Source organism: Pseudomonas sp. WS 5532 (assembly GCF_012985445.1).
GTDB lineage: Bacteria > Pseudomonadota > Gammaproteobacteria > Pseudomonadales > Pseudomonadaceae > Aquipseudomonas > Aquipseudomonas edaphica.
Genome location: NZ_JAAQWK010000003.1, coordinates 287,436 through 314,177, shown reverse-complemented (window position 1 = coordinate 314,177; position 26,742 = coordinate 287,436). Strand labels below are relative to the sequence as shown.

Genomic DNA, 26,742 nt, shown 5'->3' with positions numbered 1-26,742 from the left:
GCGTTAGCGATGTTCAGAAAGTAAAATTATAAGGCGAGCTGGCGAGCTGCCATGTACCCTCATGCCTTTCCTGGGGGATAACAATGAAAATCTGGCTAATGGTTTTAGTCACTGCGATGCTCACGGCCTGCGCCGACAGCGGTCCTATAAAAGTGGGGCCTGACACCTACACCATCTCAACGCGAGTTCCCCTTGGTGGGCCGGCCTCGGCGAAAGGCCAGGCGCTGAAAGAAGCGAATCAGTTTTGTGAGTCTCAAGGCCGGGAAATTCTTCTAGACCACATGCAGTCAAGCGAATGCGCCTTGCACGGCGGCTGCGGGGAGGCGGAGATATTCTTCTTTTGCCTGGCCAAAGGCGACCCGCAATTAAAACGCCAAAAGTACAGCCCCGATCCAACTCAAAAAATCGAAATCGACCAGCGCTGATGCTCTGCTGCCGAGAGAAGGGACGGACCTATGTTCAGTGACATGAATCCATCCCTTTCTTTTGTTAAGCCGCCACCGCCGTAGCAACCGGAGCGTACAGTGCTTGGCGTTCCAGAAGGCTCAGCAACTGCCAATTTTTCCCGACGCGTTTATACAGATCGGCGTTGTGTGGGATCTTCACCGTATTGAGCAGCCGCTGTTGGTAGCAGCCATACAGGTGTTTCAGAAAACCAGGTGGCATCACGATGTCTGTACTTGGCACATGGAACGAAATTGCCATGGGCCATTCTTTTTGACGAACGGACCCCAGCAGAGCAGGGCTGACGTCTTCAGGTTTGCCAATGGATACCCAGGTGGCGGGGTGTTTGCCATCCATCCAATGGGCGAACCATTCTGGCAGGCGCCCGCGCTTTGCCGGGTAGGGCATCAATACGCCAGCCTGCATTTTCTTGATCAGGTTTTCCCGAGTCAGTCGGTGGGTGATGCGCACGGTGGGAAGGCGATTTATTGCCTCCAGAAACGCTTTGTTATCAGCGAGTGCGCCAAGGTGCGCAGCCACGTGCATGATCATCACGATGAGCGCCAGAACCCCAAGGAAAAGCCAGAATTTAATCGACGGGTCAACACGGACGTAAAGGGGGAAGGCATAAACGACAGCGGCCAACGGAATGAACGCGCCAGTGCAATATAGAAATTTCTTGTTCACGCGGGGGCCTCAAAAGAAAAGCAGTGATGCTACAGTGCCATCACTGTTTTGGCTTCTCCATTTCATCCATTTTTTGTGTTATTACCCCCAACTCCCTTCCTCCAAGGAGCACCCAGCCATGTCCACTACTGCCGGCGTATTCACCCGCCAGTTCTTCCACGGCACCCGGGCTGACCTTGAGCCAGGCGACACCGTCCGCGTCGGCTACCCCTCCAACTTCACAACGGGCAAGCCACTGTCCTGGGTGTATTTCGCGGGCACGTTGGACGCTGCGATTTGGGGCGCTGAGCTGGCGTTGGGTGACGGTCCAGAACGGATTTACGTGGTAGAGGCCACCGGGCCAATCTTGGATGACCCCAACGTGACGGATAAGAAATTTGCCGGTAACCCGACGCTGTCCTATCGCTCGTTGGAGCCGCTACGGGTGGTGGCTGAGGTGACGAAGTGGCAGGGGCATGCGCCTGAGCGGTTGCAGCAGATGAAGGACAACCTTGCCCGTTTGAAGGCGGAAGGTCGCGATGTGATTATCGACTGATTGAGTGGCCTTGTGGTGAGCGGGCTTGGCCCGGTGCAAGCCAATTCAGGCGACGTGATGTGTCAGTTAGAGTGAACTGGGGCTGCTTCGCAGCCCAACGCAGGGCAAGCCTGCTCGCCACAGTAACGGTGTTCGCCTTTAAGTGATGGGTAACGGCCATTAACCAACGTGCAGGATTCCGGCAGTGGTTTAGACCTTCTTGTCAGGCTTTTTGCGCCAGCGCCACAGCTGCAGTAATGGCCGCCCGCGCTTGAGGGCTGTTTTTCCAGCAGGTCGACCCGACTGCTGCCGATGCTTGCGCCAGAATGTCGCTCACGTTCGACTTTCCAAGCACTTCCAATGAGTCAATGCCCAACTGCTCCAGCCGTGTAATCACGGTGGGGCCTACGCCCTTGAGAGCGAGCAAAGCGGTTCTTTCTTCCAATGAAAACGGCATGTATATATTCCTTTTTTTATTACTCGCTAGGCCTCAGCGCGGACAATACGCTGTGCCTTCACCTCTTCGGCGTACACGCCAAGCTTTTCCTGCTGCGCAGCCAGCAATGCACACATTTTCATTAGCGCCACCGCTTCATCGGGTGTTCGGCCGTTCGCGGCCATCGCCGTCAGCTCCACCACCGACCAGCCGATAACTGCGCGTGCATCGTCAAGGTCGTAAAACAGTTCTTGTTGTGCGGTTCTGGGCCCGTCGAGCCCCTCTATCAGTTCGGCCATTTAGCGCTGCGCCTGCTGTTTCAATTGAAGTCCCATGACGACCATCCCTATGTCGGCAAGGTCCGTGCTGAAGGGGATTTCGCCCATGCGCCGAAACCCGAATGCCTCATAAAAGCCCTGTGCACTGACGTTGGTTTTGAGCACGTCCAGCCACAGTAAATGCTCACCACGTTGCGCCACTTCATCGCGAACACACTGCAACAGTTGTTTGCCGTAACCCCTGCCGGCGGCGGATTTGAGCAGGTAGATTTTCTGCAGCTCCGCGCCCACTTCACCGGTTAACGGCGCCGGCACCGACCAATTTACTTTGGCAAACCCGACGGCGTTGCCTTGTTCATCGAAAGCAGTGAACCACGCATGCTTGCCTGGCAACTCGAGTGACTGGCGCAGCGCACTGGATGAAAAATCCTGCTCAAGAAAACCGTGCATACCGGCAGGCGACCATAATGTCGAAAAATGCTCGCGATAGGTCTGGCAACCGACCTCGCGCAGCGTATCGATATCGGCCGTTGTCGCTTTACGAAGGGTGATCATGTTGTTCCTTGGTTTATGTGCGTAGAACCCTTTACAGCGTCCAGCCTAACCCAAGCGCCTTGTGCAGCGAGGCAAAATCCTTCAGCAGTTCAGCGTCGCCGGATATCCGGCTCTCTTGCGCCTGGTAGCGCGTGCGCTCGGCATCCAGCCAATCGAGGGTGCTGGCCGTGCCCGCGCGATAACGCTGGCGTGTCAGGTCGGCGGCGCGTACTGCCGAAGATTCCACGTTACGCAGCAGCACCACATTCTGGCGCTGATGCCCATAGCGTGCCAAGGCCACATCCGCATCGCGCAATGCACTCAATACCACGCTCTTGTACTGCGCCAAGGCTTCATCGCGTCCGGCCTCGGCGCCTTTGACGCTGGCGGCGACGCGGCCGAAGTCGAGGGCGTTCCAGGTGATGCGCGGCAGAACCAGCCAGGTGCCGCTGTCTTTACGCGCAAGGTGGCCGGGGTCGCTGGCCGAGAAGGACAGGTCGCCGGTGAGGCTGAGCTTGGGGAACCAGTCGGCGGTTTTTTCGCCGATCTGTGCGTTGGCGGAGGCCAGTTTACGCTCGGCCATGCGGATATCCGGGCGCGCCTTCAGCAGCGCCGCCGGGTCGGCCAACGGCACGGCGCTGGGTAAGGCGGGCAGGGCGCGGGCAGTGGCGAGTTGGCCATCCAGTTCGCCGGGTTCCAGGCCGCAAAGCAGGCCGAGTTGGTCGAGGGATTCGACGATGGCGGCTTGCAGTGGCAGGCGCTGGGCCTGGGTGTTTTCGGCTTGGGTGATGACTTGTTCAAGTTGCAGTTGCGAGGCCACGCCGCGCTCGCGGCGCTGCTGGGTGAGGTCCAGGGCCTGGTTTTCGATGTCGACGCTGGAGTCCACCAGTGCCAGGCGTGTTTGCTGGTCGCGCAGGTCGGTGTAGGCCTGGACGATTTCGGCGGCCAGTTGCACCTGGGCATCGGCCAATTGCGCCTGGGACGCGTCGGCTTCGGCCTGCGCAGCCTCGACGGCGCGACGGGTGCCGCCGAACAGGTCGGCTTCCCAACTGGCATCGAAGCCGGCGAGGTAGAGGTTCAGCGGGCCGCGGCCGCCGCCACTGTTGCCACCCAGCGCGGAGGTGTCGGGCGAGCGCAGTTTGAGCATCGCAGCATCACCGCTGACCTTGGGCATCGCGTTGGCCTGTGCGCCGCTAAGGCTGGCGCGCGATTGCTTCAACCGGGCCTGGGCGGTGGCGATGTCGGGGCTGTTGCGCAGGGCTTTGTCCACCAGTTCGTTGAGCTGCGCGTCGCCCAGCGTGCGCCACCACTGCGCGACAGCGGGTGCGCCAGCGGAGGTGTTATCGGCATGCGGCAGGCGCCCGGCCGCCAGGGTTTTTGGCGCAACGTTGGGGGCACCCTGGTAGTCGGGGCCGACCGTGCAGGCGGACAGCAGCGCAACGTTGAACAGAAGAGCAAGCTTGCGAGGGATCATCGGGTTACCGTGCGCTTTTTCAGAATAAAGATCAGGGGCAGGCACGCCAGCATCGCCAGTCCCAGTAGATAAAACGAGTCGTTGTAGGCCATGACCGAGGCTTGCCGCGCGATGTCATTGGCCAGTTGCGCGAAGGCTTGCAGCTGTGAGGTGGACGCATCACCGGTTTGTGCCAGGTAGCTGGCGGTGCTGCTTGCCATGTGGTCCTGGGCCAATTGGCTGTTGGCCTGGACGCCTTCGCGCAGCATGTCGTCGTGAAAGTGGCTGCGCCGGTCCATCAACACGCCGAGCAGGGCCAGGCCGATGGTGCCGCCCAGGTTGCGCGACATGTTGTACAGCCCGGCAGCGTCCCCGGCTTCGTGGGTTTGCACCGAGCGCATGGATAATTGGCTTAGAGGCATCATCACCAGGATCTGCCCGAACCCGCGCAGCAGTTGCGACCAGATAAAGTCATGGCCAACGCTGTCAGTGGTGAGCGTGGTGTCGACGTAGCAACTGGCCCAGTACAGCAACAGCCCGGCGCCGACCATCCAGCGCAGGTCGTAGCGGCCCAGCATTCTTGGCAGAATCGGCATCAACACAAACGCCGGAATCCCCGATAACAGCATGATCGCGCCCGACTGCTGCGCGTTGTAGCCCGACAAAATGCCCAGGAATTGCGGCACCAGGTACGCCGTGCCATAGATGCCGGCGCCGACCGCTGTGCCGATCAACAGCACGCTGCCAAAGCTTTTGTTGAGCACCAGTTGCAGGCGCAGGATCGGGGTTGTTGAGCGCAGTTGCCCCACGGCAATCAGGAAGAACCCGGTGACGGTGGCGATGCTCAGCCAGATGATCAGCAGCGAATCAAACCAGTGTTCGCGCTGGCCTTCTTCGAGCACCACGGTCAGCGAACTCAAACCCATGGCCAGGCCGAGGATGCCCAACCAGTCAGCGCTGATAAAGCGTTGCAGGTTCATGCGCTCGGTCGGCAGGCCGGTGATCAGCAAGGTGATCAGCGCAATGCTGATGGGCAGGTTCAGAAAGAAACACCAGCGCCAGTTGATGTTTTCCGTGAGCCAGCCGCCGATCACCGGGCCCAGCAACGGGCCGAGAATCACGGTCATGCCGAACATGGTGGTGCCGATCGCCAGTTGGTGCGGGGGCAGGCGCGTGCGCACGATGGTCTGCGCGGTGGGGATCATGGCGCCGCCGGCAAAGCCCTGGCCGATGCGCCCGGCGATCATCGCACCGAGGCTGGAGGACAAGCCGCAGAACATCGAAAACGCGGTGAACATCAGCGCGGTGCCGATCAGAAAGCGGCGCAGGCCGAATACCCGCGTCAGCCATGCGGCGAGCGGGATCATGACGATTTCCGACATCAGGTAGCCGGTGGCGATCCACGTGCCTTCGGTGCCGGTCGCGCCGATCTGGCCCTGGATCTGCGGCAGCGCCGAGTTGGTGATCGACACGTCCAGCGTCGCCAGCAACGCGCCCAATGCCCCGGCAGCCACGGCGATCCAGTCGGTCAACGAGGCGTTACGCGGTTTTTCGGCGACGGCCTCGGCCATCAGCGCCTCAGCCATGATTGGCATCCGCCGCGTGGCTACGCGTGTCGACTTCGACGGTGGCCGACAGGCCGGGCATCAACGACGCGCGAATATCATCGGGTACATCAAGGGCAATTCTCACCGGCACACGCTGCACGATTTTGGTGAAGTTGCCGGTGGCATTTGAGGGCGGCAGCAAGGCGAACTGCGCGCCAGTACCGGGCGACAGGCTGTCGATATGCCCCTGCAGGTTGCGGCCGGGTAGTGCATCCACGTGCACTGTGACGGCCTGGCCGGGACGCATGGCGCCGATCTGGGTTTCCTTGTAGTTGGCGGTCAGGTAGATCGCGCTGATCGGCACCACCGTCAGTAAGCGCGTGCCGGGCTGCACATACTGGCCGACGCGCACACCACGGTCGGCCACCCGACCCTCCAGCGGGCTGCGGATCACCGCATCATCTACATCCAGCTGGCTCTGCGCTTCGCTGGCCTTGGCCACGCCGAGTTGCGCCTGGGCCTGCTTGAGCTGGGCTTGCAGGGTGCCGTAGCGGGTTTCGCTGGAGCGCAGCGCAGCCTGTTTGGCGGCCACGGTGCTGCGTGCCTGCGCCAGTTGGTTGTTGAGTTGCGCCAGGCGTTCTTCTGGCTCGGCGCCGGAGCGGGCCAGCGGTGCATAACGGGCCACTTCGGTTTGTGCGTGTTGCGCGTCGGCCTGGGCGCCTTGCAATTGGGCGCGGGCTTCGGCAATGGTGGAATCTTGCTGTACCAGGTCGGCCTGGGCTTTGGCGTAGTCGGCATTGCGCGCAGCTATCGTCGCCGAGGCTTCGTCGCTCACCGCCTGGTATTTGCGCGCATCCAGGCGCACCAGCACGTCGCCACGCTTGACGTTCTGGTTGTCGCTGACCAGCACCTCGGCCACATAGCCGTTGATCTTGGGCGCTACGCTGATGCTGTCGGCCTGCAGGTAGGCATCGTCGGTGGTCTCGATAAAGCGCCCGTCCAGCCACCACCACGCGGCCCAGCCAAGGCCGCCCAGCAGCGCGAGGGTGGCGATGCTCAGGAGAATGCGGCGCGCTTTGCTGCGCTGGCCGTTAACGGTGTCTTCAGGAATGACCTGAGGGGAGGGTGTTGCAGCGGACATCGGGTCATTCCTGTTTGTGAGGGCCGGTTTTATATCGGATGGAATAAATTCTATTTTTCGCGAATTTTTGTCAACTGGTATATTTTGGTCCGGTATTCGAGAGGAGCTGCACATGGCACGACATAAACCTGCTGCCGAAGGTGGTTACCAGCGCGGTGAAGAAACCCGCGCACGTATCGTCGAAGCGGCGGTCGAGGTGTTTGGCGAACGCGGCTATGACCGCGCGTCCACCCGTGACATCGCCACGGCTGCCGGGGTTAATGCGCCCGCGATCCAGTACTACTTCGATGGCAAGGAAGGCGTGTACCTGGAGTGTGTCGAGCACTTGGTCACGCTGCTGTGGCGCAAGATGTCGCCGTGCGTGGAAGCGGCCGAGGCCGCGTTGGCGGATGCCAAGGCGAGCGATAAAACCTTGATCGACGTCTCGCTGGGCATTCTGGGTACGGTGGTCTCCACCATCCAGGACAGCCCCCAGACCACGATCTGGCGCGCATTTATGGATCGTCATCAGGCCGGCCTGTGCCCGCAAAGCGCAACCACCGCCTTTGAAGACCGCTTCAAGGCACGCATTGGTCGGGTCATACGCCAACTGATCGCGCGCCTTTCCGGCTTTGCCGTGGAAGACGAGCGCACGGTGATTCACTCCATGGCGCTGTTCACCCAGGGCTTGGCGTTTCGGGTGCAGAAGCCCAAGTTGCTGGAAGCGCTGAAGTGGACCGAGGTGAATCAGAAGGAGATGGAGGCGGTGCGCGATGTGGTGCTGATGCAGGCACGGTTTACGCTGGAAGGGTTGGCCAGGCAGCGGGATGTGCGCCCGGCTTGATGATTTTTTCGAATTGCTTGTATGTGGGAGCTGGCTTGCCTGCGATGGCCCTAGGTACCTACACAACTTTTCAAGGCAGCCAGTTTCTCCTGTGGCGAGCAGGCTTGTCGAATCGTCGCACCGCCTGCGTTGGGCTGCGAAGCAGCCCCAAACCCACTCGCTGAGTTCTTTCAGGAACATTGCAGTGCCTTTATTGGGGCCGCTCGCACCCCAGCGCAAGCAAGCTTGCTCGCCACAACAGCCCACTCATACTAGAGGTTGTCAGCTAGCACAGGGTAACGGCGCTTCGAAAACACCGGCAAAACCCGCCTGGCGTTGTGAAATGTTGTGAAGCGTGCGGAATGGCCCTTTGCCCATGCTAACGTCCGCGTCGGGGTATCGTCAGCTTGACGATTTCATTCGTTCCATTGAAGGAGCAGCGCCGATGTCTACTACCGTAACGCCCGCGTCTGGCGGGTCGAATACGCCAAAGTCTTCGCCTTCCACGTTCGACGACAAGTTGAACATTGCCAAGTCCAGCAAGGTTATTGCCGACTACATGCGCCAAACGGGCAAGTCAGCGATCACCAAGCAGGAGCTCACGCAACTGGCCAACAACGCTTCGGGCAAAGTGCCCACGGATGTGTCCGACGCTGCCAAGTACATGGAGCGCCACCCGGACGTGTTCACCGCGATTGAAACCCACGACGTGGCGGGGGCCGACAACCTCTCCGGCGTGTGGAACTTTGATTGGGCGGCCAAGGGTGGGCTCGATGGCACCTCGACCGACGCCATCGCCAAAATGCAGGACACCTTCGACTTTGCCATCGCCAAGTCCGCGCAGATCACCGAGATCTCCACGGGCAAAAAGGCTGAGCTGGACTCGACCAAGCAACGGCCCCAAAACTGAGACGCGTGGGTTGTCTGCCAACACCAACGGTTCCCGGCGGGCTCAGCGGGAACCGTAGTCGGCGCGGTAAGCCGTTGTGATGTGTTCAGCGCAGACTCAAGCAAGGCGCGCAACTCTACCGATCAGCTCGATAACGCCAAAGTGTATGCCTCGATCCGCCCCTAGCTGTACGGGGCGGCAAGGGCTGTAACCCACTACTGTCGCAGGCATACCACTACCGCCTGGATGCCGCGCCATGTTCATGTCCACCAGCCTCTTGTCCGCCTTTGTCCTGTTTGCCTTCGTGTCCTCGATCACGCCCGGCCCGAACAACACCATGTTGCTCGCCTCGGGGGTGAATTTTGGCTTTCGCCGCTCAATGCCCCACGCGCTGGGGATCAGCATCGGCTTCATGCTGTTGGTGATGTCGGTAGGCCTGGGCCTGGGCGAAGTGTTCAAGGTATTCCCGTGGGCCTACACGGTGTTGCGCTATGTGGGAGCGGCCTATTTGCTCTACCTGGCGTGGAAGATTGCCACCGCTGGCGGCATGTCCGAGAACCCTGACGAGCGTGGCAAACCCATGACCTTTCTTGGCGCGGCCGCGTTTCAGTGGGTCAACCCCAAGGCATGGATCATGGCGCTGGGAGCAATCACCACCTATACGCCGGCCGAAGGTTATGTGACCAATGTACTGGTGATTGCGCTGGTATTTGCGGTGGTCAACCTGCCCAGTGTGTGCGTGTGGGTGGGCTGCGGCAGTGGATTGCGCAACGTGCTGCGCGAGCCGCGTTGGTTGCGGGTATTCAACGGGTCGATGGCGGCGCTGTTGGTGCTGTCGTTGTACCCGATGTTTTTTGTGTGAAGCAGTGCCTCACACCGGCGAGATGGTTGCCAGCAAGCCGATACCGATGGTCAGCACCAGAAAACCGAACAGGAAAATTGCCATCTTGGTCATAAGGCCTCCGAAGGGAAGGGAGTCGACAGGAGTGTCGGAATGGCGCCCATTGTCCGCTTCACTGGCGTTTCGATACAGACGCAGATAGCAAAGAAAAAACCGTATCAGATGGTCCCGCAGCTGCCAGGCTGCGGGCCTGGGATGCGGTTGCTTTTGTAAAGATCAGGCTTAAAGGTCGTGTTGACTATCAACAGGCAAGCGTCCTCCATCGTGGCGGCGGCCACGCAGCATAGTCATTATTCTTCGTGGGAATGCGGCACGACAGCCGGCGCATTTGCCCCTAAGATAGCGCCCATTGCATAAACAAAAAGAGTGGGCCAACCCTCGATGGAAAGACGCCAGTTCAGCGGTGGCATGAAAGGCAAGAACCTGCGCTACCTGAATGAAAACTTCCAGCAGCCGTCGCCGGTCACCCGCGTTGGTTTTTTGCTGCTCGAACACTTTTCCCTGCCGGCATTCACCCAGACCCTCGACACCCTGATCACCGCCAACCTGTTGCGCCCCGAGCTGTTTGCCACGCGTACCTTCGGGTGTGACGAGGGCGAAGTTATCAGCGACCTGGGCCTGGTGATCCGCCCGGATGCCCGCCTGCAAGCGTCGGCATTGCCCGACCTGGATTTGCTGGTGATCTGCGGCGGTTTTCGCACCGAACTCAAAGCCGGCGAGGATTTCATCCAGCTGTTGCGCAGCGCCGCCGAACAGGGTGTGAGCCTCGCCGGCCTATGGAACGGCGCCTGGTTCCTTGGTCGCGCCGGGCTGTTGCAGGGTTACCGCTGCGCGATCCACCCGGAACATCGCCCGGCGCTGTCGGAAGTGTCCAAAGCTGCGCAGGTCACCAGCGAACCCTACGTGGTTGACCGCGATCGCCTCACCGCCTCCAGCCCATCGGGCGCGTTCCATATGGCCCTGGACTGGATCAAAAGCCTGCATGGCAAGGCCTTGGTCGAAGGTATCGAAGACATCCTGGCGTTTGAAGAGTCACGCTACCGGCGTATCAAACCCACGGAGAACATCAGCGTCAGCGCGCCACTGCGTGAAGTGGTGAAACTGATGGACGCCAACCTCGAAGAACCCTTGGAACTGGACCAATTGGCAGTCTACGCCGGCCGTTCGCGGCGCCAGCTCGAACGCCTGTTCAAGGAGCAACTGGGCACTACGCCGCAACGCTATTACATGGAGTTACGCGTCACCGAGGCGCGGCGTTTGTTACAGCACACCGAACTGTCACAGGTGGATGTGCTGGTGGCGTGCGGGTTTGTGTCGCCGAGCCATTTCAGTAAGTGCTACAGCGCGTATTTCGGCTATCGGCCATCCAAAGAGAAGCGCTTGGTCAAGTAGCGTTGAGCGCGAGCACTGTGATTGTCACTGTGGCGAGCAGGCTTGCCCTGCGTTGGGTGGCGAAGCCGCCCCTCATTCAGACGACTCGGTGCGTCAGGTGTAACGGTATGGGGCTGCTGCGCAGCCCAACGCAGGGCAAGCCTGCTCGCCACAATAACGCCAAAGACCTAAAAGCGCGCCAATCGGTAAGGGGCCAGGTCCGGCAGCGCCATGCGCTTACCTGGCGTGGCCAGTTGCACGACCATCTCCGCCGTCACCGCCGCCTGCGTCAACCCCAAATGCTGATGCCCAAACGCGAGCAGTACCTTGCCTTCCGCCACCCGATCAATGATCGGCAGCGAGTCCGGCAGCGACGGGCGAAAGCCCATCCATGGGGTTGCGTCCCGGGTACTCAAGTCCTGGCGAAACAAGCCCTGGCTCAACCGGTGTAACTGCCAGGCGCGTTGCATATTGGCGGGGCGCTCCAGGCCTGCGAATTCGACCGTGCCGGCCAGGCGCAAGCCATCGTTCATGGGGGTCATGATAAATTTGCGCTCGAACGAGGTCACGGCAAAGGGCAAGCGCTGGTGTTCGTGGGGCAGCATCAGGTGATAGCCGCGCTCGGTGTCCAGCGGGACCTGCTTGCCGGTGAGTGCAGCGGTGAGTTTGGCCGAATGGGCGCCGCAGGCGATCAGCACCTGGCGGGCAGTCAGGCTGCCTTGATCGGTCAGCAGCGATACGCCGTCCGATTCCAGGCGCCCATCGAGCACGCGTTGCTGCACAAACTGCACACCGCAAGCCTTGGCCGCGCTCACCAGTGCGCACACCACGCTGTACGGATCAATAAAATGCCCGGTGCCTGGGAAGAACAGGCCGCCCTGGATCGCTTCGTTCAGTTGCGGCGCGGCCTTGCGTATTGTCTCGCCCGACCAGAAATCCACCGGCACATTCTGCTGCTGCATGCGTTGGCGCAATGCGTCGATGGCTTCCCCGGACGCGGCACGCTCAAATACCAGCAACGAACCCTCGGCGCGCAACAGCTGCGGCTGCTCAATGGCCTGCAGCAGACGCTGCCAAGCGCCCAGGCTGGCCTCATTGAGCGCACGAATGCCCGCCACCGTGCGCCGGTAGTTCGTCGGGCGCAGGTTGAGCAACAGGCGCACGAACCAGGGCAGGGCGCGTGGCAGGTACTTCCAGTCCAGGCGCAACGGACCCATAGGGTCCATCAGCATGGCGGGCAGGCGCTTGAGGATCGATGCGTCGGCAATCGGGAACACTTGCTCGGTGGCTAAATGCCCGGCGTTGCCATAGGACGCGCCCATGCCCGGCGCCTGTGGGTCGATGACCACCACGCGTTGGCCTTGACGGGCCAATTGCAGGGCGCAGGCGACGCCAATGATGCCGGCGCCAATCACAGCGAAATCAGCACGGTTGCTGTCGCTCATCGTTCAGGCCTCTCTCTGGCCGTCGAGCAAGCGTCGCAACAGCAGCGGGTTGGCGTGTTGCAGCGCGGCGGGCAGCAAGCTGTCCGGGAAGTCCTGGTAACACACCGGGCGCAGAAAACGCAGGATCGCTGCGGTGCCGACCGAGGTGCTGCGCGAGTCGCTGGTGGCCGGGAACGGGCCGCCGTGGACCATGGCGTCGCACACTTCCACGCCGGTGGGCCAGCCGTTGACCAGCAGGCGCCCGGCCTTGCGCTCCAATACCGGCAGCAGGGCTTGGGCGCGTGCCAGGTCCGCGTCGTCCAGGTGCAGTGTGGCGGTCAACTGGCCTTCCAAATGCTCGGAAACCTGACGCACTTGCTCGTCGTCGGCACACACCACCACCAGGGAGGCCGCGCCGAAGACTTCCGCCTGTAGATGCTCATTGCTTAAAAACGCGCTGGCCTGGGTCACAAACAGCTGCGCCTGGCCTTGATTCGGGCCTTGCGCCGCCAAGCCTTTGGCGGCGATTTGTGCGTGTTCAGTCAAGCTGCCGACGCCCGCTTCATAGGCCTGGAAAATACCTGGCGTCAGCATGGTCTGGGCGGCGCACGCCGGGAGCAACTCACTCGCCGTGGCGACAAAGCGCTCGAGTGCCGGGCCTGCGACCGCAACCACCAAGCCAGGGTTGGTGCAAAACTGCCCGGCGCCTTGGGTCAACGAGGCGACAAAACCTTGGGCCAACGCCTCTGCACGCGTGTGCAACGCCGCAGGAAACAGATACACCGGGTTGATCGAACTCATTTCCGCATACACCGGAATCGGCTCCGGCCGCGCTTGCGCCGCCTGGGTCAGGGCGATACCGCCGCTGCGTGAGCCGGTAAACCCCACGGCCTTGATACGCGGGTCGGTGACCAATGCGATGCCGACTTCGCGACCCGATCCATACAGCAGCGAAAACACCCCGTCGGGCAAACCGCAGTCTTTAACGGCCTTGGCCAGCGCACGGCCGACCAGTTCGCTGGTGCCGGGATGCGCGCCATGGGCCTTGACGATCACCGGGCAACCGGCGGCGAGTGCAGAGGCGGTGTCGCCGCCCGCCACTGAGAACGCCAAGGGGAAATTGCTCGCACCAAACACTGCCACCGGCCCCAGCGCAATATGCCGCTGGCGCAGGTCTGCACGTGGCAATGGCTGACGCGCCGGTTGCGCGGTGTCGACGCGCACGTCCAGCCATTCACCGGCGCGCACCGTGCGGGCGAATGTGCGCAATTGCCCGCAGGTGCGCCCGCGTTCGCCCTGGATACGCGGGCGTGGCAGGCCGGTTTCGGCCATGGCGCGTTCGATCAACTCATCGCCGAGGGCTTCAATGTTGTCCGCGATGGTTTCAAGAAAGGCCGCGCGTGCTGCCAGCGAGGTGTCGCGATAGCTGTCAAACGCCGCCCAAGCCAAGGCACAGGCCTGTTCGACATGCTCGCCAGCGCCGCCTGGGTAGGCGGGCGCCAGGGGCTGGTCGGTGGCGGGATTAATGGCCTGGATCGCTTCGCGATGGCCGCAGACTGCGTGCTGACCGATCAGCATCTTGCCCGTCAGAGTCATGGGGTGTCCTTGAAAAATGAGGGTTGGCCGCTGTGAGAACCACAGCGGCGCGCGAGGGTGTCAGGCCACGTTCTGTTCAGCCGACCAATTGGCGTACCACTGGCGGAACAGTGCGTACTGGTTTTCGGCGTAACGCTGTTGGGCGGTGCTGAGTGCGTCGGTTTCGTTGAAGTGCAGGGCGTAGCCCTGGTCGCCGTTGAGCACCATCAAATGCTTGTAATACAGCACCAGGTCGCAACCCTCGTCGAAGGACGACAGCACGGCCAGCGCGGCTTCCAGCTCACGTGCCAGGCGCCGGGCCTTGGCGTCGCCTTTGGCGGCTTTTTTGCTCAGGGCGACCAGTTGCAGCACTTCGCGCGGCAGTGCGTTGCCAATACCGGTGATGGCGCCGGTGGCGTTGCAGTTGACGAAGCCGTGTACCACTTGGGTGTCTACGCCGACCATCAGGGTCACGGCATCGTCCTGGGAGGTGATGTTCTCTGCCGCGTAGCGCAGGTCGGCGCCGCCGCCGAATTCCTTGAAGCCGATCAGGTTGGGGTGTTCACGGCGCAGTTCAAAGAACAGCTCGGCGCGGGTGGCGAAGCCGTAATACGGGCTGTTGTAGATCACTGCCGGCAGGTTCGGCGCGGCCTTGAGGATCGCCGAGAAGTGCGCCTTTTGCGCGGTGGCCGAAGCGCCACGGGACAGCACGCGCGGGATTACCATCAAGCCATGGGCGCCGACCTTGGCCGCGTGGGCGGCGTGGGCCACCGCTTCACGGCTGTTGACCGCGCCGGTGCCGACGATGGTCGGCACGCCAGCGGCAACCAAACGGGCCACGCCTTCCTGGCGTTCGGCTTCGGTCAGCAGCGGCCAGTCACCCATGGAACCGCAATACACCACGGCGCTCATGCCGATATCGATCAGTTCACGGCCCTTGGCGACCAGGGCGTCGAAGTCCGGTTTGCGTTCAGGCGTGCACGGGGTCATCAGTGCAGGGATGCAACCGGTGAAGATGTTGTCGCTCATTGTTCTAACTCCAGCGTTCAGTTAAATAAGGCCCGGGCTCAGATGCCCCAGGCAAAAGGGTCCTGTTCGTCGATCAGCAAGGTGCTGTCGGCGGTCATGAAGGCGCGGCCGGTGATGAAGGGGCGAATGCGCTCGCCATCCCACTCATAACGGCCTTCGAATTGGCTGCCGGTGATGCTGGCTTGCACCCAGGTGGCGCCGGGGGCGAGTTTGTCGTCAGCCGCCAGGCACGCGAGTTTGGCGCTGGTGCCGGTCCCGCACGGCGAGCGGTCGTAGGCTTTGCCGGGGCACATGACGAAGTTGCGGCTGTCGGCGTGGGCGTCGTCGGCGAACAGTTCGATATGGTCGATCACTGCACCGTCCGCACCGTGGATGCCTTGGGTTTCGAGGGCCTTGAGCATCGCCCAGGTGTAGTCGGTGAGGGTGTCGACGTTGTCCATCGCCAGCCTGTGGCCGTGCTGCGACACCAGGAAAAACCAGTTGCCGCCCCAGGCAACATCGCCATGCACCACGCCATAGCCCGGCACGTCCACCGGCACCTGCCGCTGATGACGGTAGGCGGGTACGTTGCGCAAGGTCACCGCGCCGTCGTCGTGCAAGGTGGCGGCTACCGGGCCGACCGGCGTGTCGATGGTGTGCACGCCGGGCGTTATGCGGCCCAAGTGGTGCAAGGAGGCGACCAGGCCGATGGTGCCGTGGCCACACATGCCCAGATACCCGGCATTGTTGAAAAAGATCACCCCGCAGGTGGCGCCTGGCGTGACCGGCGCGCAGTACAGCGCGCCGACCAGCACGTCATTGCCACGTGGCTCCAGCAGGCAGGCGCGGCGCCATTGATCGTGTTCGCTGCGCAAGGTGTGCAACTGGTCGGCGATGGTAGCGCCGGCGAGCGCAGGGAAGCCGTCCATGACCAGGCGCGTCGGTTCGCCGCCGGTGTGGGAGTCGATAACATGCAGGCGCTTCATAACAGGCTCCATCAGTGAGTGGCTGGCGACAGTGGCGCGCTGTAATGCGCGTCGCTGACCGCTTCGCTTTCGTCGTCTTCGTGTTCCAGGCGCACCAGGTGCGCGGGCACGCCGGTGGCGGCGCCCCAGTAGTAGATGCCCAGGGCGCAGAGGGCGACGACCAGCGTGTCAAACGGGTGGCTGATCGCGCCGATACCGCCGAAACTGCCGAGCTTGGACAGCAGGATAGTCACCGCGTAGAAGCCGATCAGCCAGGCCGACGAGCGCACTTGTTGCTTGAGATTCAGGTGCGCGGTCGGCACCCAGCGTGCGCACAGCAGGTACACCACAAACATCAGGATTTGCAGGCCAAGCAGCCACGACACGGTGCTCCAGCCGGACCAGTACACAATCAGCGCGGCGATGATGAACGACAGCGGGCCGAGCACCGCCATGCCCTTGACCCGGAACGGCCGGGCCATGCCGGGCGCATTGCGGCGCAGCGCGGCGACGGTCACCGGGGCCACGGCGTAGCTTAAGATCAGCGCCGCCGACACCACATTGATCAGTGCTTCCCAGGACGGAAACGGCAGGGTCCAGAACACCGACAAACCAAAGGTCAACCACAGCGCCGGGCGCGGGATGCCGGACTTCTCATCAATGCGCGTAAAGATCTTGAAAAACGTGCCGGTCTGCGCCCAGCCGTACACCACACGCGGCGTGGCATTCATGTAGATATTGCCGCAGCCGCTGGGTGAGATCACCGCATCGGCCACCACCAGGTAGGCCAGCCAACCCACGCCCAACGCCAGGGCAATATCACGATAAGGCAGCGCCAGTTGCTTGCTGATACCCGCCCAGCCATCGGCCAGCATCTCGGTCGGCACGCCACCGAGGAAGGCGGTTTGCAGCAGCACATAGATGGCAGTCGACAGCAGCACGGAGAGGATCAAGGCAATCGGAATCGTGCGTTGCGGGTTCTTTACTTCACTGGCCACCGAGATGATCGGCGTGAGGCCCAGGTAGGCAAAAATCACTCCGCCGGCCGACACCGCCATCTCGATGCCCGACAGGCCAAACGGGGCAAAACCCTGGGTCTGGAAATTCGCCGGTTTGAAGAAGGTGAACAGCACACCAATCACCAGCAGCGGCACGATGAACTTGAATACGCTGACCAGGTTATTGGCGATGGCGAAGGTCTTCACACTGCGGTAATTGAGCACAAAGAACAGGCACAGCAGTGCAAATTGCACCAACCAGCCCAGGGTGGTCGGGTCGCTGGAACCGACCTTGGTCAGCTCGGGAAACCAGGCCGCGGCGTATTGGCGCGAGGCGACCACTTCGATCGCCACCAGGCTGGAGAACGCGATCAGCGTGATAAAGCCCATCAGGTAGCCCAGCAGCGGGCCATGGGAATACACCGGGTAACGCACCACGCCACCGGCGCGGGGCAGGGCGGCGCCGAGTTCGCAGTACACAATGCCCAGCAGCAGCACGGCGAAACCGCCGATCAGCCAGGAAATAATCCCCGCCGGGCCGGCGATGGCGGACACGTGGCTGGCCGCAAACAACCAGCCCGAACCGAAGATGGCGCCTAACCCGATAAAGGTCAGGTCCATCAGTGAAAGTTGTTTCTTGAACTTGCCTTGAGCAGACATGGCGGCGCCTTCTTGTGAGTTATTGGATAGGCATGCAGTGGCGATATCCTGAACCGATCAAGGGCGCTGCGATTGATGTTTTGCGTTGATGTGAATGACGAATTCGGCACAGTTTGAATGCGTAGATCCAGGCTTTTTTGTGGGAGCTGGCTTGCCTGCGATTGCATCACCTCGGTTTGCCTGAATGACCGAGGCGTCTGCATCGCAGGCAAGCCAGCTCCCACATTTTTGATCGAGTGTGGCTTCCAAGGCTGCCACAACCTTGTGTAGATACTCAGGCTGGCATAGGGCAATCTGCTTAAGAAAAATGGAGTGCAGGCCATGCTGCCCAGTGCATTTGCGAGCTTTCTACAGACCAACCGCCCCAACAGCATCGAGCAACTATTGGCGGGGGTCGCGCAGTTGTTGCCCTTGCTCGACGTAATCCCCAACGCGGCGATTTTCATCAAGGATATCGACGCCCGCTACGTCCTCGCCAACCACACCCTGGTGCAACGCTGCGGCCTCAAACAGTTGCAGCCGCTGCTGGGTAAGACCAGCGCCGAAGTGTTCCCTGCACAATTGGGGCCGGGCTACACCGAGCAGGACCGGCGCGTGCTGCAGCAGGGTTTTGTGCTAGAAGACCAGCTAGAGCTGCACCTGTATGGCAGCCGCGAACCGGGCTGGTGCCTGACGCACAAATGGCCGCTGTACAACGACAAGGGCGCGATCATCGGCCTGGCGGGTATTTCGGTGGACCTGCAATCGGCCAGCGAAAAGCATCCGGCCTACCAGCGCCTGGCCGCCGTGGATGAGCACATTCGCCAACATTTCAACCGCCGTGTCACCCTCGGCGAGCTGACCCGCATTGCCGGGATTTCCGTGGCGCAACTGGAGCGCTACTGCAAACGTGTATTCCACCTCACACCCCGGCAGATGATCCAGAAGGTGCGCCTGGAGCATGCGCACCGGCTGTTGCACACCGACCTGCCGATCACCGAGGTGGCGCTGCAATGCGGCTACACCGACCACAGCGCATTTACCCGCCAGTTCAAGGCATTGACCGGGTTTACGCCCAGGCAGTACCGGCAATTGGAGTAAATGCAACGAATCAAGGCCTCCGCCGCTCCTATGCTTACCAATCACCTTTTCACGGCAATAGGAAACAGGCTTATGACGGCGGCGGATAACGATCATGTGAACTGGCTGGTGCAACAATCCATGCTCAATGCGGCGCGTCAGCGGGCAAGGCTGTACAGCGGGCAAGGGCGTTTGTGGCAGCAGCCGTATGCGCAGACCCGGCCGCGTGATGCCTCAGCGTTGTCGTCGGTATGGTTCACCGCTTATCCGGCCTCGATTGTGACCCGTGAGAACGGCACGGTGCTCGAAGCCCTGGGCGATGAAAGCCTGTGGCAGGCGTTGTCGAAGATCGGCATCCAGGGCATTCACAACGGCCCGCTGAAAAAGTCCGGCGGGCTCGACGGCACACGGCATACGCCGACCATCGATGGCAATTTCGACCGCATCAGCTTCGAGATTGACCCACAGCTGGGCACCGAAGCGCAGTTGCAGGCCCTGACGCGCATGGCCGCCGCGCACAACGCGGTGATCATCGACGATGTGATCCCCTCCCACACGGGCAAGGGCGCGGACTTCCGCCTGGCCGAGATGGCGTATGAGGACTATCCGGGGCTCTACCACATGGTCGAGATCCGCGAGGAAGACTGGCCGCTGTTACCTGACGTCGCCGAAGGGCGTGATGCGCAGAACCTCAGCCCCGCGCAGGTGGATGCGCTGCGCGACAAGCATTACATCGTCGGCCAGTTGCAGCGGGTGATCTTCTTCGAACCCGGCGTCAAGGAAACTGACTGGAGTGCAACCCCGGTGGTCATCGGTGTGGATGACAAGCCGCGCCGCTGGGTGTACCTGCATTACTTCAAGGAAGGCCAGCCGTCGCTGAACTGGCTGGACCCCTCGTTTGCCGCGCAGCAGATGATCATCGGCGACGCCCTGCATGCCATTGATGTGATGGGCGCCAAGATCCTGCGCCTGGACGCCAACGGCTTCCTCGGCGTGGAACGCAAGCTGGACGGCACTGCCTGGTCGGAAAGCCACCCGTTGTCGATCACCGGCAACCAGTTGCTGGGCGGGGCGATTCGCAAGGCGGGCGGGTTCAGCTTTCAGGAGTTGAACCTCACTGTCGACGATATTGCCGCCATGTCCCACGGCGGCGCCGACCTGTCCTATGACTTCATCACGCGCCCGGCGTATCAGCATGCGTTACTGCTGGGCGACACCGAATTTCTGCGCCTGATGCTGCGTGAGATGCACAGCCAGGGCATTGACCCAGGCTCTTTGATCCATGCGCTGCAAAACCACGATGAGCTGACCCTGGAGCTGGTGCATTTCTGGACCCTGCACGCCCACGACAGTTACCTCTACCAAGGCCAGACGTTCCCCGGCAACAGCCTGCGTGAGCATATCCGCGAGCAGATGTACGAGCGCCTGGCCGGCGAGCATGCGCCGTATAACCTCAAGTTCGTCACCAATGGGGTTTCCTGCACCACCGCCAGCATTATCACGGCGGCCCTGGGCATCCGTGACCTGGAGGCGATCACGCCGGCCGATATCGAGCAGATCCGCCGGATCCATGTGCTGCTGGTGATGTACAACGCCATGCAGCCTGGGGTGTTTGCCCTGTCTGGCTGGGACCTGGTCGGCGCGTTGCCGTTGGCGGCCGATGCGGTAGCCCATTTGATGGGCGATGGCGACACGCGCTGGATTCATCGCGGCGCCTATGACCTGGTGGATTTGAACCCGGATGCCGAACTGTCCGCCGGCCAGATGCCAAGGGCGAAAACCCTCTACGGCAGCCTCAACAGCCAGTTGCAGAACCCGGATTCGTTCGCGTCACAGCTGCAGAAAATTCTCGCGGTGCGCAACGCCTATGGAATCGCCGCCAGCCGCCAGATCCTGGTGCCGGATGTGGAGCACCCGGGGCTGCTGATCATGGTTCACGAGTTGCCGGCCGGGAAGGGCACGCAAATCACTGCGCTCAACTTCGGCAGTACGGCGCTGACCGAAACCCTGCACCTGCCCGACATTGCGCCGGGGCCGGTGGTGGACATCATCAATGAGCGGGTCGAGGGCGATCTCACCGCTGAAGGTGAGTTCACCATCACGCTGGACGCATATGAGGGGCTGGCGCTGCGGGTGGTCAGCCTGTCGCCGATGCTTTAGGGGCGCGAAGCGCTGATCGCCTGGTCGATCAGCGCTGATTATGCATTTGCCGGGAGAATGAATAACATGCCATTTACGCATTATTAAATAAATTAATATGCGCTTGATGAATTTTGTTGTTCGAGCTAGCGTAGTGCCAATGGCCACTTTCGAGCACCGGCCACTGACCTGCCGAGGAATTTCCCATGCCTTTAGTTCGAATCGACCTGGCCGCCGACACCTCCACTGAAACCGCCGCTGCAATTGGCGATGTGGTCTACGCCGCCATGACCAGCGTGGCCAATGTGCCTGAGCACGACAAATTCCAGATCATCAATCGTCACGCCAAGGATGAGTTGGTGTATCCGGCGGCGGGTTATCTGGGGGTTACCTACACGCCAAACATCGTGTTTATCCAGGTGACCTGGAGCGCCGGGCGTAGCATCGCAGTGAAAAAGGCTTTTTATAAATGTATCGCTGAGGGCATCCACGCCAAAACAGGGCTGCGCAAAGAAGATGTGTGGATCAACCTGGTGGATGTGAAACGCGAGGATTGGTCGTTTGGCAACGGAGAGATGCAGTACGTGCCCGACGAGTGAGGCAGGCCCGCAAGCAGGCGGCGACTCAGTGATGAGTCGCCGCCGTTTTTATTGGGCGTTCAACGCTTGTAGAAACTGGGTGTGTTTCAGCGTTTGCGAGAACATCGGCAAGGTGAAGTTCTCGGCGGCGTGTTGTTGCTCATTACTGAAGGTCGCGGTGCAGTCGGTCAACGTCACCACGTCGTAGCCTTTCTCATAGCCCGAACGAACCGTGCCTTCAACGCAGCAATTGGTCAAAAAGCCTGCGACGACCAGGTTCTGGATGCCGTTGTTGCGCAGCACCAGGTCCAGGCCGGTGGTGGCAAACGCATCCAGGCCGCGTTTGCCTTCTATGAGGATGTCAGCCGGCTCACGGGTGAGCGCCTCGCTGATTTCGGCGCCCCAGCTGCCGGCCCGGAAGGCACTGCCGTCTGCCACACCCTTGAGAATGCCGTAGGAGCGGTGCGTCAGCTCGGGGTAGCCGTCGGCAAATTGAATCGGCATATGGATGATCTTCACACCGAGTTTTCGGGCTTGCTCAACGGTGGTTGCAGTGTTCGCCAGCATGTCGGTGCTGTGCATGACGCCTTTGACCGCGTCGTGAAACACCCCACCCGCAGTGGTGAAGTCATTTTGGAATTCAATCAGGACCAATGCGGTTTTCGTCGGGTTCATAGTGATGCTCCGTCAGGTGGTTTTTTCACTACAGCAGTTATAGGCGCCAAATCCAAGGGCCGCACTCTTCGTGTGGGAGCGGGCTTGCCCGCGAATGCGGTGGGTCAGTCAAAACCCAGGTGTCTGACACAGCGTATCCCACATAAAAGCCGCCAGTCATAAGACAGTAACGCTGCCCAGGCACAGTGGCGCACCGGTACTCGGACGTACCTTTGTGCGGATTGAATCATGCTGCGAAACATCGGCTTTTGGCTGGGCCTTTTCATGTTGACGCCTGGGTTGGCCCTGGCTGCCCCCGCCACTTTTGTGACGCGGGACATTACATTTGCCAACGCTGATGTTGCACTGGCCGGCACGGTTTACCTGCCCGAGCATCCAGTAGCCGGCGTGGTGCTGGTACACGGTTCCGGCCAGATGCCGCGTATGAGTAGTTTTGCCACAACCCTGGCCCAACGTGGCATCGCGGTGTTGACCTATGACAAACGCGGCGTCGGGCAATCTGGCGGTGTGTACGCTGGCCCGGAAGTCGGCGGCAATAACCTCGACGCTTCCAATCTGGCGGCGCTGGCGGGTGATGCGAATGCGGCGCTCGTGGTGTTATCCACCACGCTTGCGGCCAACCCAGTGCCCGTTGGGCTGGTGGGTTTCAGCCAGGCGGGCTGGATCATTCCCCTTGCCGCCGAGCGTAATCGGAGCATCAACTTCATGGTGCTATTCAGCGGCCCACTGCTGACGACACTTGAGCAGCTACGGTTCCAGTTTCTGACACAGGGCAAGGCAGATTTCTGGCATACCCACAGCGAGGCCGATGCCCGCCAACATATCGCGCAAGACCCGGACCGCTATGATTTTGCCGCTACCGACCCACGCGACGCACTCGCCAGCATCTCGGTGCCGGGGCTCTGGTTGCTGGGCGGCCAGGACCTGCAAACCCCGGCGTTCATGGCCATCGAACGGCTGGGTACGCTTAAAGCCCAGGGCAAACCCTTTGAGTACCGGCTGTATCCCGAGTTGGGGCACAACGTCTCGCCCGGCGGTGCAGGCCAGTCGGTTGATGATGCGGTTAAGTGGATCAAGGGCGTGAAGCTAACCCGTTGACAGCATTCATTTGGCATCGTGAAAGATGATGCCCAGCGTGTGGCGCTCTCCGCGATGCAGGCGGCTCACCCCATGACGCACGCTGACTGTGCAAAAACCACGCGCGGAACGTGCCGGGCGGCTGTTGACGGCAAAGATCAGTGCCTGGCCTTGTTCAAGGGGCACTACCTCAGCCCGTGCGGGTTTGCTGGAGCCGGAGTGGGTGAGGACGAACTCACCCCCTTCGAAGTCCACACCTGGCTGATCCAGCAGAAACACCGCCTGAAACGGAAACACCTGCTCGCCATACAAGTCCTGATGCAGGCAGGTGTAGTCATTTTGCCGATAGCGCAGCATCAGCGGCGTGGGCCTGCATTGGCCGGCCTGGTGACATAGCGCTTTGAATTCCACATGGGTGTCGGGGAATCGTTGATTCATCTTCAGCGCCGCGTGCCAGCGGTTGGCGACTGGTGCGAGGCGCGCGTAAAGATGCGAGCGCAGGCTGTCGACGAGTGCCGGCAGCGGGTAGCGAAAGTACTGGTATTCGCCACGCCCGAAGGCGTAGCGCTGCATGGCGATGCGGCTGCGAAAGTGGCTTTCATCGGCATAGAGTGCTGCCAGTTGCTGACAGGTTTGCCGCGTCAGCAGCCTTGGCAGCAGGGCGAAGCCGTCGTTCATCAAGGCCGCTTCGATCATTGGCCAGTCGAGATTTTCCAAGTGAGTGTTCATAAAGGCTGCTGAAGTTTCCATTGGCGATACTCGGCCGGCATGCACACGGCGCAAGGGCGATAGCCCGCTGCGATGGCGCTGGATTGATTGAGGAAAAACACCCTGTGCTGCACATAGCAGCCACGGGCGATGGCGTGCAGTGCCGCACGGCAATCCAGCGTGCCGTAGCGTTTACCGCGTCGATGACCAGCCAATGTGCCCGGTTCGGCGCTTGAGTAGGCTTGGCCATCGCTGCCCAATAGCCGCCACATGCGCTCGTCAGTCATGCGCCGCCCCAGGGCATAAGTGAAAACTGAGCAAAAAACCGCGCCGTTCGCCGCTTCGGACGCTGCTGATCGCGTGTTTCATATTCACCCGGTAGTAACCCTTACTGCCCTTGAACGGGCGGTGTGCCGTGGTGATCACGGCCAGATCGCCGCGCTGCAACGGCACCACCATCGGCCGCGATTGCATTCTGGGGCGTTGCTCGGTAAGGACACATTCGCCGCCGGTGAAATCCTCGCCGGGCGCAGACAGCACGCCGGCCAACTGAAATGGAAATACGTGCTCGCCCTCGGCGTCCTGCCCCAGCGCCTGGTGCTCGTCTTTGCGCAGGCATGTCAGTTGGGGCAGTGCTTGCTGCTGGCCGACGGCGCGGCACTGCGCATGAAAGTCGGTGAGTTGGGGAGGGTAGCGGTAGGGCAGTTGCAGGATGTCGTTCCACCGGTTGGAAAGCTGTGCCAATGGCGGATAAAAGCCGTTCAGTAGGTGGGTGAACAAGCCTGGGACCTCAAGCCCGAACATGCCGGGCAGCACGACGAAACCTTCGCGGTCGAGTTCCAGGCCGATGGTTTGCCAGTCCAGGTGTACCAGGGTGGCGGCAAGGGGAGTCATGAAAGCCTCGGTCACTGTGCATTTGCGCCAGTGTAGGCAGGCGCCAAATCACTGAAACTCCGGTTCTTGCGACGCAATTCTCCCTGGCTGACCGAAGATTGATCTCGGTCAGGTGCCCCGCCTGACAGGCCTTTTAACCTTGCGCTTCCATCAAAGGCCAGGGACGGCTCAATGCGAGCCTGTGGCCGTGCACCTCAAGGAAGAGTCTGCCATGCGATCACTGAAGATCATCTTGTTGTCCTCTGCATTCAACGGTTTGACCCAACGGGCCTGGCTGGATTTGCGCCAGTCTGGTTTCGACCCCAGCGTGGTGCTGTTCACCGATGAAGCCACGGTGTGCCGGCAAATCGAGGCGGCGGACGCCGACCTGGTGATCTGCCCGTTTCTCAAGGACCGCGTGCCGCAGCAGTTGTGGAGCAACCTCGACCGCCCGGTGGTGATCATTCATCCGGGTATTGTCGGTGACCGTGGCGCCAGCGCGTTGGACTGGGCCATCACCCAGCAGGCCCGTCGCTGGGGCGTCACCGCGTTGCAGGCGGTGGAGGAGATGGACGCAGGGCCGGTCTGGTCGAGCTGTGAGTTCGACATGCCCGCCGAGGTGCGAAAGTCCGAGTTGTACAACGGCCTGGTGAGTGACGCTGCGATCACCTGTATTCGCGACGTGGTGGAAAAATTCACCCGTGGTGTGCTCCCTGCGCCACTGGATTACACGCAGCCCAACGTTATCGGGCGCTTGCAGCCGAACATGAAGCAGGTAGACCGTGCTTTCAGCTGGCACGACTGCGCGGGCTTCATCAAACGCAGCATCGACGCCGCCGACGGCCAGCCGGGTGTGTTGGCCAGCATCCAAGGCGAGCAGTACTACTTGTACGACGCGCACCTGGATGCACGCCGGGGCCTGCCGGGTGAAATGCTCGCGGTACAGGATGATGCGGTATTGGTCGCAGCCGGCGATCAGAGCGTGTGGGTCGGCTCACTTAAACGCAAGGCCCAGCCAGGCGAGGAAACCTTCAAGTTGCCGGCCCGTCACGTGTTGGCCGGGCGCCTGGCGCGTGTGCCCGTGCTGGACAGCTCAATTGCCCACCAAGCCTTCAATGAACAGGCCTATCAACCGATTCGCTACCGTGAATGCGGCGATGTCGGCGAATTGACCTTCGAGTTCTACAACGGCGCCATGAGCACTGAACAATGCCAGCGGCTGGTCGCTGCACTGCGCTGGGCCAAGGCACGGAACACCCAGGTGCTGCTGATCAAAGGCGGGCGCGGCAGCTTTTCCAACGGCGTACACCTCAACGTCATCCAGGCCGCACCCGTGCCGGGGCTGGAGGCTTGGGCAAATATCCAGGCGATCGATGATGTGTGCCAGGAACTGCTGACCGCCCGGCAACTGGTGGTCAGCGGCCTGACCGGCAGTGCCGGTGCCGGCGGTGTAATGCTGGCCATGGCGGCCGATATCGTCTTCGCCCGTGCCGGCTTAGTGCTCAACCCGCATTACAAGAGCATGGGCCTGTATGGCTCCGAATACTGGACCTACAGCCTGCCGCGTGCGGTGGGCAGTGAAATTGCCCATAAGCTCACTGAAGAGTGCCTGCCGATCAGCGCCATTCAGGCACAGCAGTGGGGCATGGTGCAGGACATTGGGCCACGTTGCCCGACTGCGTTCAGTGCATGGTTGCTGCAAGCGGCCCAAGGCGCGCTGAGCGATGAGAAATACGCCGCGCAACGCATGCGCAAAGCCACTATCGACCTTGAGCCAATGGATCGCTGCCGCCAAAACGAGTTGGCCCAGATGGAACTGGACATGGTGCACAACCGCCAGCAGTTTGCCGAGAAGTGCCGCAACTTTGTGTTCAAGCGTAAAGCCTGCCAGACGCCGCAACGGTTGATTGCGCCGTGGGCGTTGGCGCGTAAGGGCGAACTGGTCGACTGAGCGGTACTGCGGTTTTAGTCCCAGTCCTATTTGTTTCTGTTTTGGCGCTGATAAG

27 protein-coding genes are annotated in these 26,742 nt (G+C 61.3%); 11 read left to right on the top strand and 16 right to left on the bottom strand.

The window, feature by feature from the left end:
* The first annotated feature begins 83 nt into the window (after positions 1-83).
* Positions 84-425 (top strand): hypothetical protein, encoded by a 342-nt coding sequence (locus HBO23_RS08120; RefSeq protein ID WP_225932992.1) that lies wholly within the window; start codon positions 84-86, stop codon positions 423-425.
* 64 nt (positions 426-489) lie between these two features.
* Here HBO23_RS08120 and HBO23_RS08115 read toward each other — a convergent pair whose 3' ends face one another.
* The gene (locus tag HBO23_RS08115; protein WP_170037568.1) at positions 490-1,131 is read right to left on the bottom strand and encodes a hypothetical protein; all 642 of its coding nucleotides are present in this window, start codon (positions 1,129-1,131) and stop codon (positions 490-492) included.
* A gap of 118 nt (positions 1,132-1,249) precedes the next feature.
* Here HBO23_RS08115 and arr point away from each other — a divergent pair, with 118 nt between their 5' ends.
* Positions 1,250-1,666: an NAD(+)--rifampin ADP-ribosyltransferase gene (arr, locus tag HBO23_RS08110; protein ID WP_017138886.1), complete on the top strand. Its 417-nt coding sequence runs from the start codon at positions 1,250-1,252 to the stop codon at positions 1,664-1,666.
* A gap of 202 nt (positions 1,667-1,868) precedes the next feature.
* On the opposite strand, the gene HBO23_RS08105 is transcribed toward arr, so the two are convergent.
* Genes HBO23_RS08105 through HBO23_RS08080 form a run of 6 tightly spaced genes read right to left on the bottom strand, consistent with a single transcriptional unit; the run spans position 1,869 to position 7,034 of the window.
* The gene (locus HBO23_RS08105) at positions 1,869-2,102 is read right to left on the bottom strand and encodes a Pathogenicity locus (protein WP_017138885.1); all 234 of its coding nucleotides are present in this window, start codon (positions 2,100-2,102) and stop codon (positions 1,869-1,871) included.
* A 26-nt stretch (positions 2,103-2,128) separates the two neighbouring features.
* On the bottom strand, positions 2,129-2,380 hold the full coding sequence (locus tag HBO23_RS08100) for a hypothetical protein (RefSeq protein WP_099549685.1): 252 nt from the start codon (positions 2,378-2,380) through the stop codon (positions 2,129-2,131).
* Positions 2,381-2,914, bottom strand: a complete 534-nt coding sequence (locus HBO23_RS08095) for an N-acetyltransferase (RefSeq protein WP_170037565.1) — start codon at positions 2,912-2,914, stop codon at positions 2,381-2,383.
* Positions 2,915-2,945: 31 nt separating this feature from the next.
* Positions 2,946-4,367, bottom strand: a complete 1,422-nt coding sequence (locus HBO23_RS08090; protein ID WP_170037562.1) for an efflux transporter outer membrane subunit — start codon at positions 4,365-4,367, stop codon at positions 2,946-2,948.
* On the bottom strand, positions 4,364-5,932 hold the full coding sequence (locus HBO23_RS08085) for a DHA2 family efflux MFS transporter permease subunit (RefSeq protein ID WP_099549688.1): 1,569 nt from the start codon (positions 5,930-5,932) through the stop codon (positions 4,364-4,366). The genes HBO23_RS08090 and HBO23_RS08085 overlap by 4 nt, the downstream gene beginning before the upstream one ends.
* Positions 5,925-7,034: an HlyD family secretion protein gene (locus HBO23_RS08080; RefSeq protein ID WP_170037560.1), complete on the bottom strand. Its 1,110-nt coding sequence runs from the start codon at positions 7,032-7,034 to the stop codon at positions 5,925-5,927. Before HBO23_RS08080 ends, HBO23_RS08085 begins: the two co-directional genes overlap by 8 nt.
* A 112-nt stretch (positions 7,035-7,146) precedes the next feature.
* Here HBO23_RS08080 and HBO23_RS08075 point away from each other — a divergent pair, with 112 nt between their 5' ends.
* The 4 genes from HBO23_RS08075 to HBO23_RS08060 all read left to right on the top strand — a co-directional run bounded on the left by HBO23_RS08075 (position 7,147) and on the right by HBO23_RS08060 (position 11,018).
* Positions 7,147-7,857: a CerR family C-terminal domain-containing protein gene (locus HBO23_RS08075; RefSeq protein ID WP_170037557.1), complete on the top strand. Its 711-nt coding sequence runs from the start codon at positions 7,147-7,149 to the stop codon at positions 7,855-7,857.
* Positions 7,858-8,281: 424 nt separating this feature from the next.
* Complete coding sequence (locus HBO23_RS08070) at positions 8,282-8,746, top strand: hypothetical protein (RefSeq protein ID WP_017138878.1); 465 nt, start codon at positions 8,282-8,284, stop codon at positions 8,744-8,746.
* Between the two features lie 235 nt (positions 8,747-8,981).
* Positions 8,982-9,587 carry a LysE family translocator gene (locus tag HBO23_RS08065; protein WP_170037554.1) on the top strand — a complete coding sequence of 202 codons (606 nt, stop codon included), beginning with the start codon at positions 8,982-8,984 and terminating at the stop codon, positions 9,585-9,587.
* Between the two features lie 447 nt (positions 9,588-10,034).
* Positions 10,035-11,018, top strand: a complete 984-nt coding sequence (locus tag HBO23_RS08060; RefSeq protein WP_170037760.1) for a GlxA family transcriptional regulator — start codon at positions 10,035-10,037, stop codon at positions 11,016-11,018.
* Positions 11,019-11,185: 167 nt separating this feature from the next.
* Here HBO23_RS08060 and HBO23_RS08055 read toward each other — a convergent pair whose 3' ends face one another.
* Genes HBO23_RS08055 through HBO23_RS08035 form a run of 5 tightly spaced genes read right to left on the bottom strand, consistent with a single transcriptional unit; the run spans position 11,186 to position 17,627 of the window.
* Positions 11,186-12,442: an FAD-dependent oxidoreductase gene (locus HBO23_RS08055; RefSeq protein ID WP_170037551.1), complete on the bottom strand. Its 1,257-nt coding sequence runs from the start codon at positions 12,440-12,442 to the stop codon at positions 11,186-11,188.
* Positions 12,443-12,445: 3 nt separating this feature from the next.
* Complete coding sequence (locus tag HBO23_RS08050) at positions 12,446-14,017, bottom strand: aldehyde dehydrogenase (NADP(+)) (protein ID WP_170037548.1); 1,572 nt, start codon at positions 14,015-14,017, stop codon at positions 12,446-12,448.
* A 60-nt stretch (positions 14,018-14,077) separates the two neighbouring features.
* The gene (locus tag HBO23_RS08045; RefSeq protein WP_169986179.1) at positions 14,078-15,025 is read right to left on the bottom strand and encodes a dihydrodipicolinate synthase family protein; all 948 of its coding nucleotides are present in this window, start codon (positions 15,023-15,025) and stop codon (positions 14,078-14,080) included.
* 38 nt (positions 15,026-15,063) lie between these two features.
* A complete protein-coding gene (locus HBO23_RS08040; protein WP_170037545.1) occupies positions 15,064-15,990 on the bottom strand; it encodes a 4-hydroxyproline epimerase in 927 nt (308 codons plus the stop codon).
* Between the two features lie 11 nt (positions 15,991-16,001).
* Positions 16,002-17,627 (bottom strand): APC family permease, encoded by a 1,626-nt coding sequence (locus HBO23_RS08035; RefSeq protein ID WP_017138871.1) that lies wholly within the window; start codon positions 17,625-17,627, stop codon positions 16,002-16,004.
* 321 nt (positions 17,628-17,948) lie between these two features.
* Between HBO23_RS08035 and HBO23_RS08030 the strand changes: the two genes are divergently transcribed.
* The 3 genes from HBO23_RS08030 to HBO23_RS08020 all read left to right on the top strand — a co-directional run bounded on the left by HBO23_RS08030 (position 17,949) and on the right by HBO23_RS08020 (position 21,424).
* Positions 17,949-18,707, top strand: a complete 759-nt coding sequence (locus tag HBO23_RS08030) for an AraC family transcriptional regulator (protein ID WP_017138870.1) — start codon at positions 17,949-17,951, stop codon at positions 18,705-18,707.
* A 72-nt stretch (positions 18,708-18,779) separates the two neighbouring features.
* Entirely contained in the window at positions 18,780-20,846 is a 2,067-nt protein-coding gene (gene treS, locus HBO23_RS08025; protein ID WP_170037542.1) for a maltose alpha-D-glucosyltransferase, read from the top strand.
* Between the two features lie 185 nt (positions 20,847-21,031).
* A complete protein-coding gene (locus HBO23_RS08020; RefSeq protein WP_169986173.1) occupies positions 21,032-21,424 on the top strand; it encodes a tautomerase family protein in 393 nt (130 codons plus the stop codon).
* A 48-nt stretch (positions 21,425-21,472) separates the two neighbouring features.
* Here HBO23_RS08020 and HBO23_RS08015 read toward each other — a convergent pair whose 3' ends face one another.
* Positions 21,473-22,078 carry a cysteine hydrolase gene (locus HBO23_RS08015; RefSeq protein WP_170037539.1) on the bottom strand — a complete coding sequence of 202 codons (606 nt, stop codon included), beginning with the start codon at positions 22,076-22,078 and terminating at the stop codon, positions 21,473-21,475.
* A 228-nt stretch (positions 22,079-22,306) separates the two neighbouring features.
* On the opposite strand from HBO23_RS08015, the gene HBO23_RS08010 reads away from it, so the two are divergent.
* The gene (locus HBO23_RS08010) at positions 22,307-23,176 is read left to right on the top strand and encodes an alpha/beta fold hydrolase (RefSeq protein ID WP_170037536.1); all 870 of its coding nucleotides are present in this window, start codon (positions 22,307-22,309) and stop codon (positions 23,174-23,176) included.
* Between the two features lie 6 nt (positions 23,177-23,182).
* Here the strand turns inward: HBO23_RS08010 and HBO23_RS08005 are convergent, their stop codons facing one another.
* From HBO23_RS08005 to HBO23_RS07995, 3 genes are read right to left on the bottom strand one after another with little or no spacing between them, the layout of a single operon-like run.
* Positions 23,183-23,884 (bottom strand): 2OG-Fe(II) oxygenase, encoded by a 702-nt coding sequence (locus HBO23_RS08005; protein ID WP_170037533.1) that lies wholly within the window; start codon positions 23,882-23,884, stop codon positions 23,183-23,185.
* Positions 23,881-24,150: a metal-binding protein gene (locus HBO23_RS08000; RefSeq protein ID WP_099549701.1), complete on the bottom strand. Its 270-nt coding sequence runs from the start codon at positions 24,148-24,150 to the stop codon at positions 23,881-23,883. The genes HBO23_RS08005 and HBO23_RS08000 overlap by 4 nt, the downstream gene beginning before the upstream one ends.
* Positions 24,143-24,757: a 2OG-Fe(II) oxygenase gene (locus tag HBO23_RS07995; protein WP_170037530.1), complete on the bottom strand. Its 615-nt coding sequence runs from the start codon at positions 24,755-24,757 to the stop codon at positions 24,143-24,145. The genes HBO23_RS08000 and HBO23_RS07995 overlap by 8 nt, the downstream gene beginning before the upstream one ends.
* Before the next feature lie 211 nt (positions 24,758-24,968).
* Between HBO23_RS07995 and HBO23_RS07990 the strand changes: the two genes are divergently transcribed.
* The gene (locus HBO23_RS07990) at positions 24,969-26,687 is read left to right on the top strand and encodes a hydrogenase maturation protein (RefSeq protein ID WP_170037527.1); all 1,719 of its coding nucleotides are present in this window, start codon (positions 24,969-24,971) and stop codon (positions 26,685-26,687) included.
* The last annotated feature ends 55 nt before the right edge of the window (positions 26,688-26,742 follow it).

Coding starts and splice junctions, on each gene's coding strand:
- HBO23_RS08120 (WP_225932992.1), top strand. CDS start 84: ATGAAAATCTGGCTAATGGTTTTAGTCACTGCGATGCTCACGGCCTGC.
- arr (WP_017138886.1), top strand. CDS start 1,250: ATGTCCACTACTGCCGGCGTATTCACCCGCCAGTTCTTCCACGGCACC.
- HBO23_RS08105 (WP_017138885.1), bottom strand. CDS start 2,102: ATGCCGTTTTCATTGGAAGAAAGAACCGCTTTGCTCGCTCTCAAGGGC.
- HBO23_RS08100 (WP_099549685.1), bottom strand. CDS start 2,380: ATGGCCGAACTGATAGAGGGGCTCGACGGGCCCAGAACCGCACAACAA.
- HBO23_RS08095 (WP_170037565.1), bottom strand. CDS start 2,914: ATGATCACCCTTCGTAAAGCGACAACGGCCGATATCGATACGCTGCGC.
- HBO23_RS08090 (WP_170037562.1), bottom strand. CDS start 4,367: ATGATCCCTCGCAAGCTTGCTCTTCTGTTCAACGTTGCGCTGCTGTCC.
- HBO23_RS08085 (WP_099549688.1), bottom strand. CDS start 5,932: ATGGCTGAGGCGCTGATGGCCGAGGCCGTCGCCGAAAAACCGCGTAAC.
- HBO23_RS08080 (WP_170037560.1), bottom strand. CDS start 7,034: ATGTCCGCTGCAACACCCTCCCCTCAGGTCATTCCTGAAGACACCGTT.
- HBO23_RS08075 (WP_170037557.1), top strand. CDS start 7,147: ATGGCACGACATAAACCTGCTGCCGAAGGTGGTTACCAGCGCGGTGAA.
- HBO23_RS08070 (WP_017138878.1), top strand. CDS start 8,282: ATGTCTACTACCGTAACGCCCGCGTCTGGCGGGTCGAATACGCCAAAG.
- HBO23_RS08065 (WP_170037554.1), top strand. CDS start 8,982: ATGTTCATGTCCACCAGCCTCTTGTCCGCCTTTGTCCTGTTTGCCTTC.
- HBO23_RS08060 (WP_170037760.1), top strand. CDS start 10,035: ATGAAAGGCAAGAACCTGCGCTACCTGAATGAAAACTTCCAGCAGCCG.
- HBO23_RS08055 (WP_170037551.1), bottom strand. CDS start 12,442: ATGAGCGACAGCAACCGTGCTGATTTCGCTGTGATTGGCGCCGGCATC.
- HBO23_RS08050 (WP_170037548.1), bottom strand. CDS start 14,017: ATGACTCTGACGGGCAAGATGCTGATCGGTCAGCACGCAGTCTGCGGC.
- HBO23_RS08045 (WP_169986179.1), bottom strand. CDS start 15,025: ATGAGCGACAACATCTTCACCGGTTGCATCCCTGCACTGATGACCCCG.
- HBO23_RS08040 (WP_170037545.1), bottom strand. CDS start 15,990: ATGAAGCGCCTGCATGTTATCGACTCCCACACCGGCGGCGAACCGACG.
- HBO23_RS08035 (WP_017138871.1), bottom strand. CDS start 17,627: ATGTCTGCTCAAGGCAAGTTCAAGAAACAACTTTCACTGATGGACCTG.
- HBO23_RS08030 (WP_017138870.1), top strand. CDS start 17,949: ATGCTGCCCAGTGCATTTGCGAGCTTTCTACAGACCAACCGCCCCAAC.
- treS (WP_170037542.1), top strand. CDS start 18,780: ATGACGGCGGCGGATAACGATCATGTGAACTGGCTGGTGCAACAATCC.
- HBO23_RS08020 (WP_169986173.1), top strand. CDS start 21,032: ATGCCTTTAGTTCGAATCGACCTGGCCGCCGACACCTCCACTGAAACC.
- HBO23_RS08015 (WP_170037539.1), bottom strand. CDS start 22,078: ATGAACCCGACGAAAACCGCATTGGTCCTGATTGAATTCCAAAATGAC.
- HBO23_RS08010 (WP_170037536.1), top strand. CDS start 22,307: ATGCTGCGAAACATCGGCTTTTGGCTGGGCCTTTTCATGTTGACGCCT.
- HBO23_RS08005 (WP_170037533.1), bottom strand. CDS start 23,884: ATGAACACTCACTTGGAAAATCTCGACTGGCCAATGATCGAAGCGGCC.
- HBO23_RS08000 (WP_099549701.1), bottom strand. CDS start 24,150: ATGACTGACGAGCGCATGTGGCGGCTATTGGGCAGCGATGGCCAAGCC.
- HBO23_RS07995 (WP_170037530.1), bottom strand. CDS start 24,757: ATGACTCCCCTTGCCGCCACCCTGGTACACCTGGACTGGCAAACCATC.
- HBO23_RS07990 (WP_170037527.1), top strand. CDS start 24,969: ATGCGATCACTGAAGATCATCTTGTTGTCCTCTGCATTCAACGGTTTG.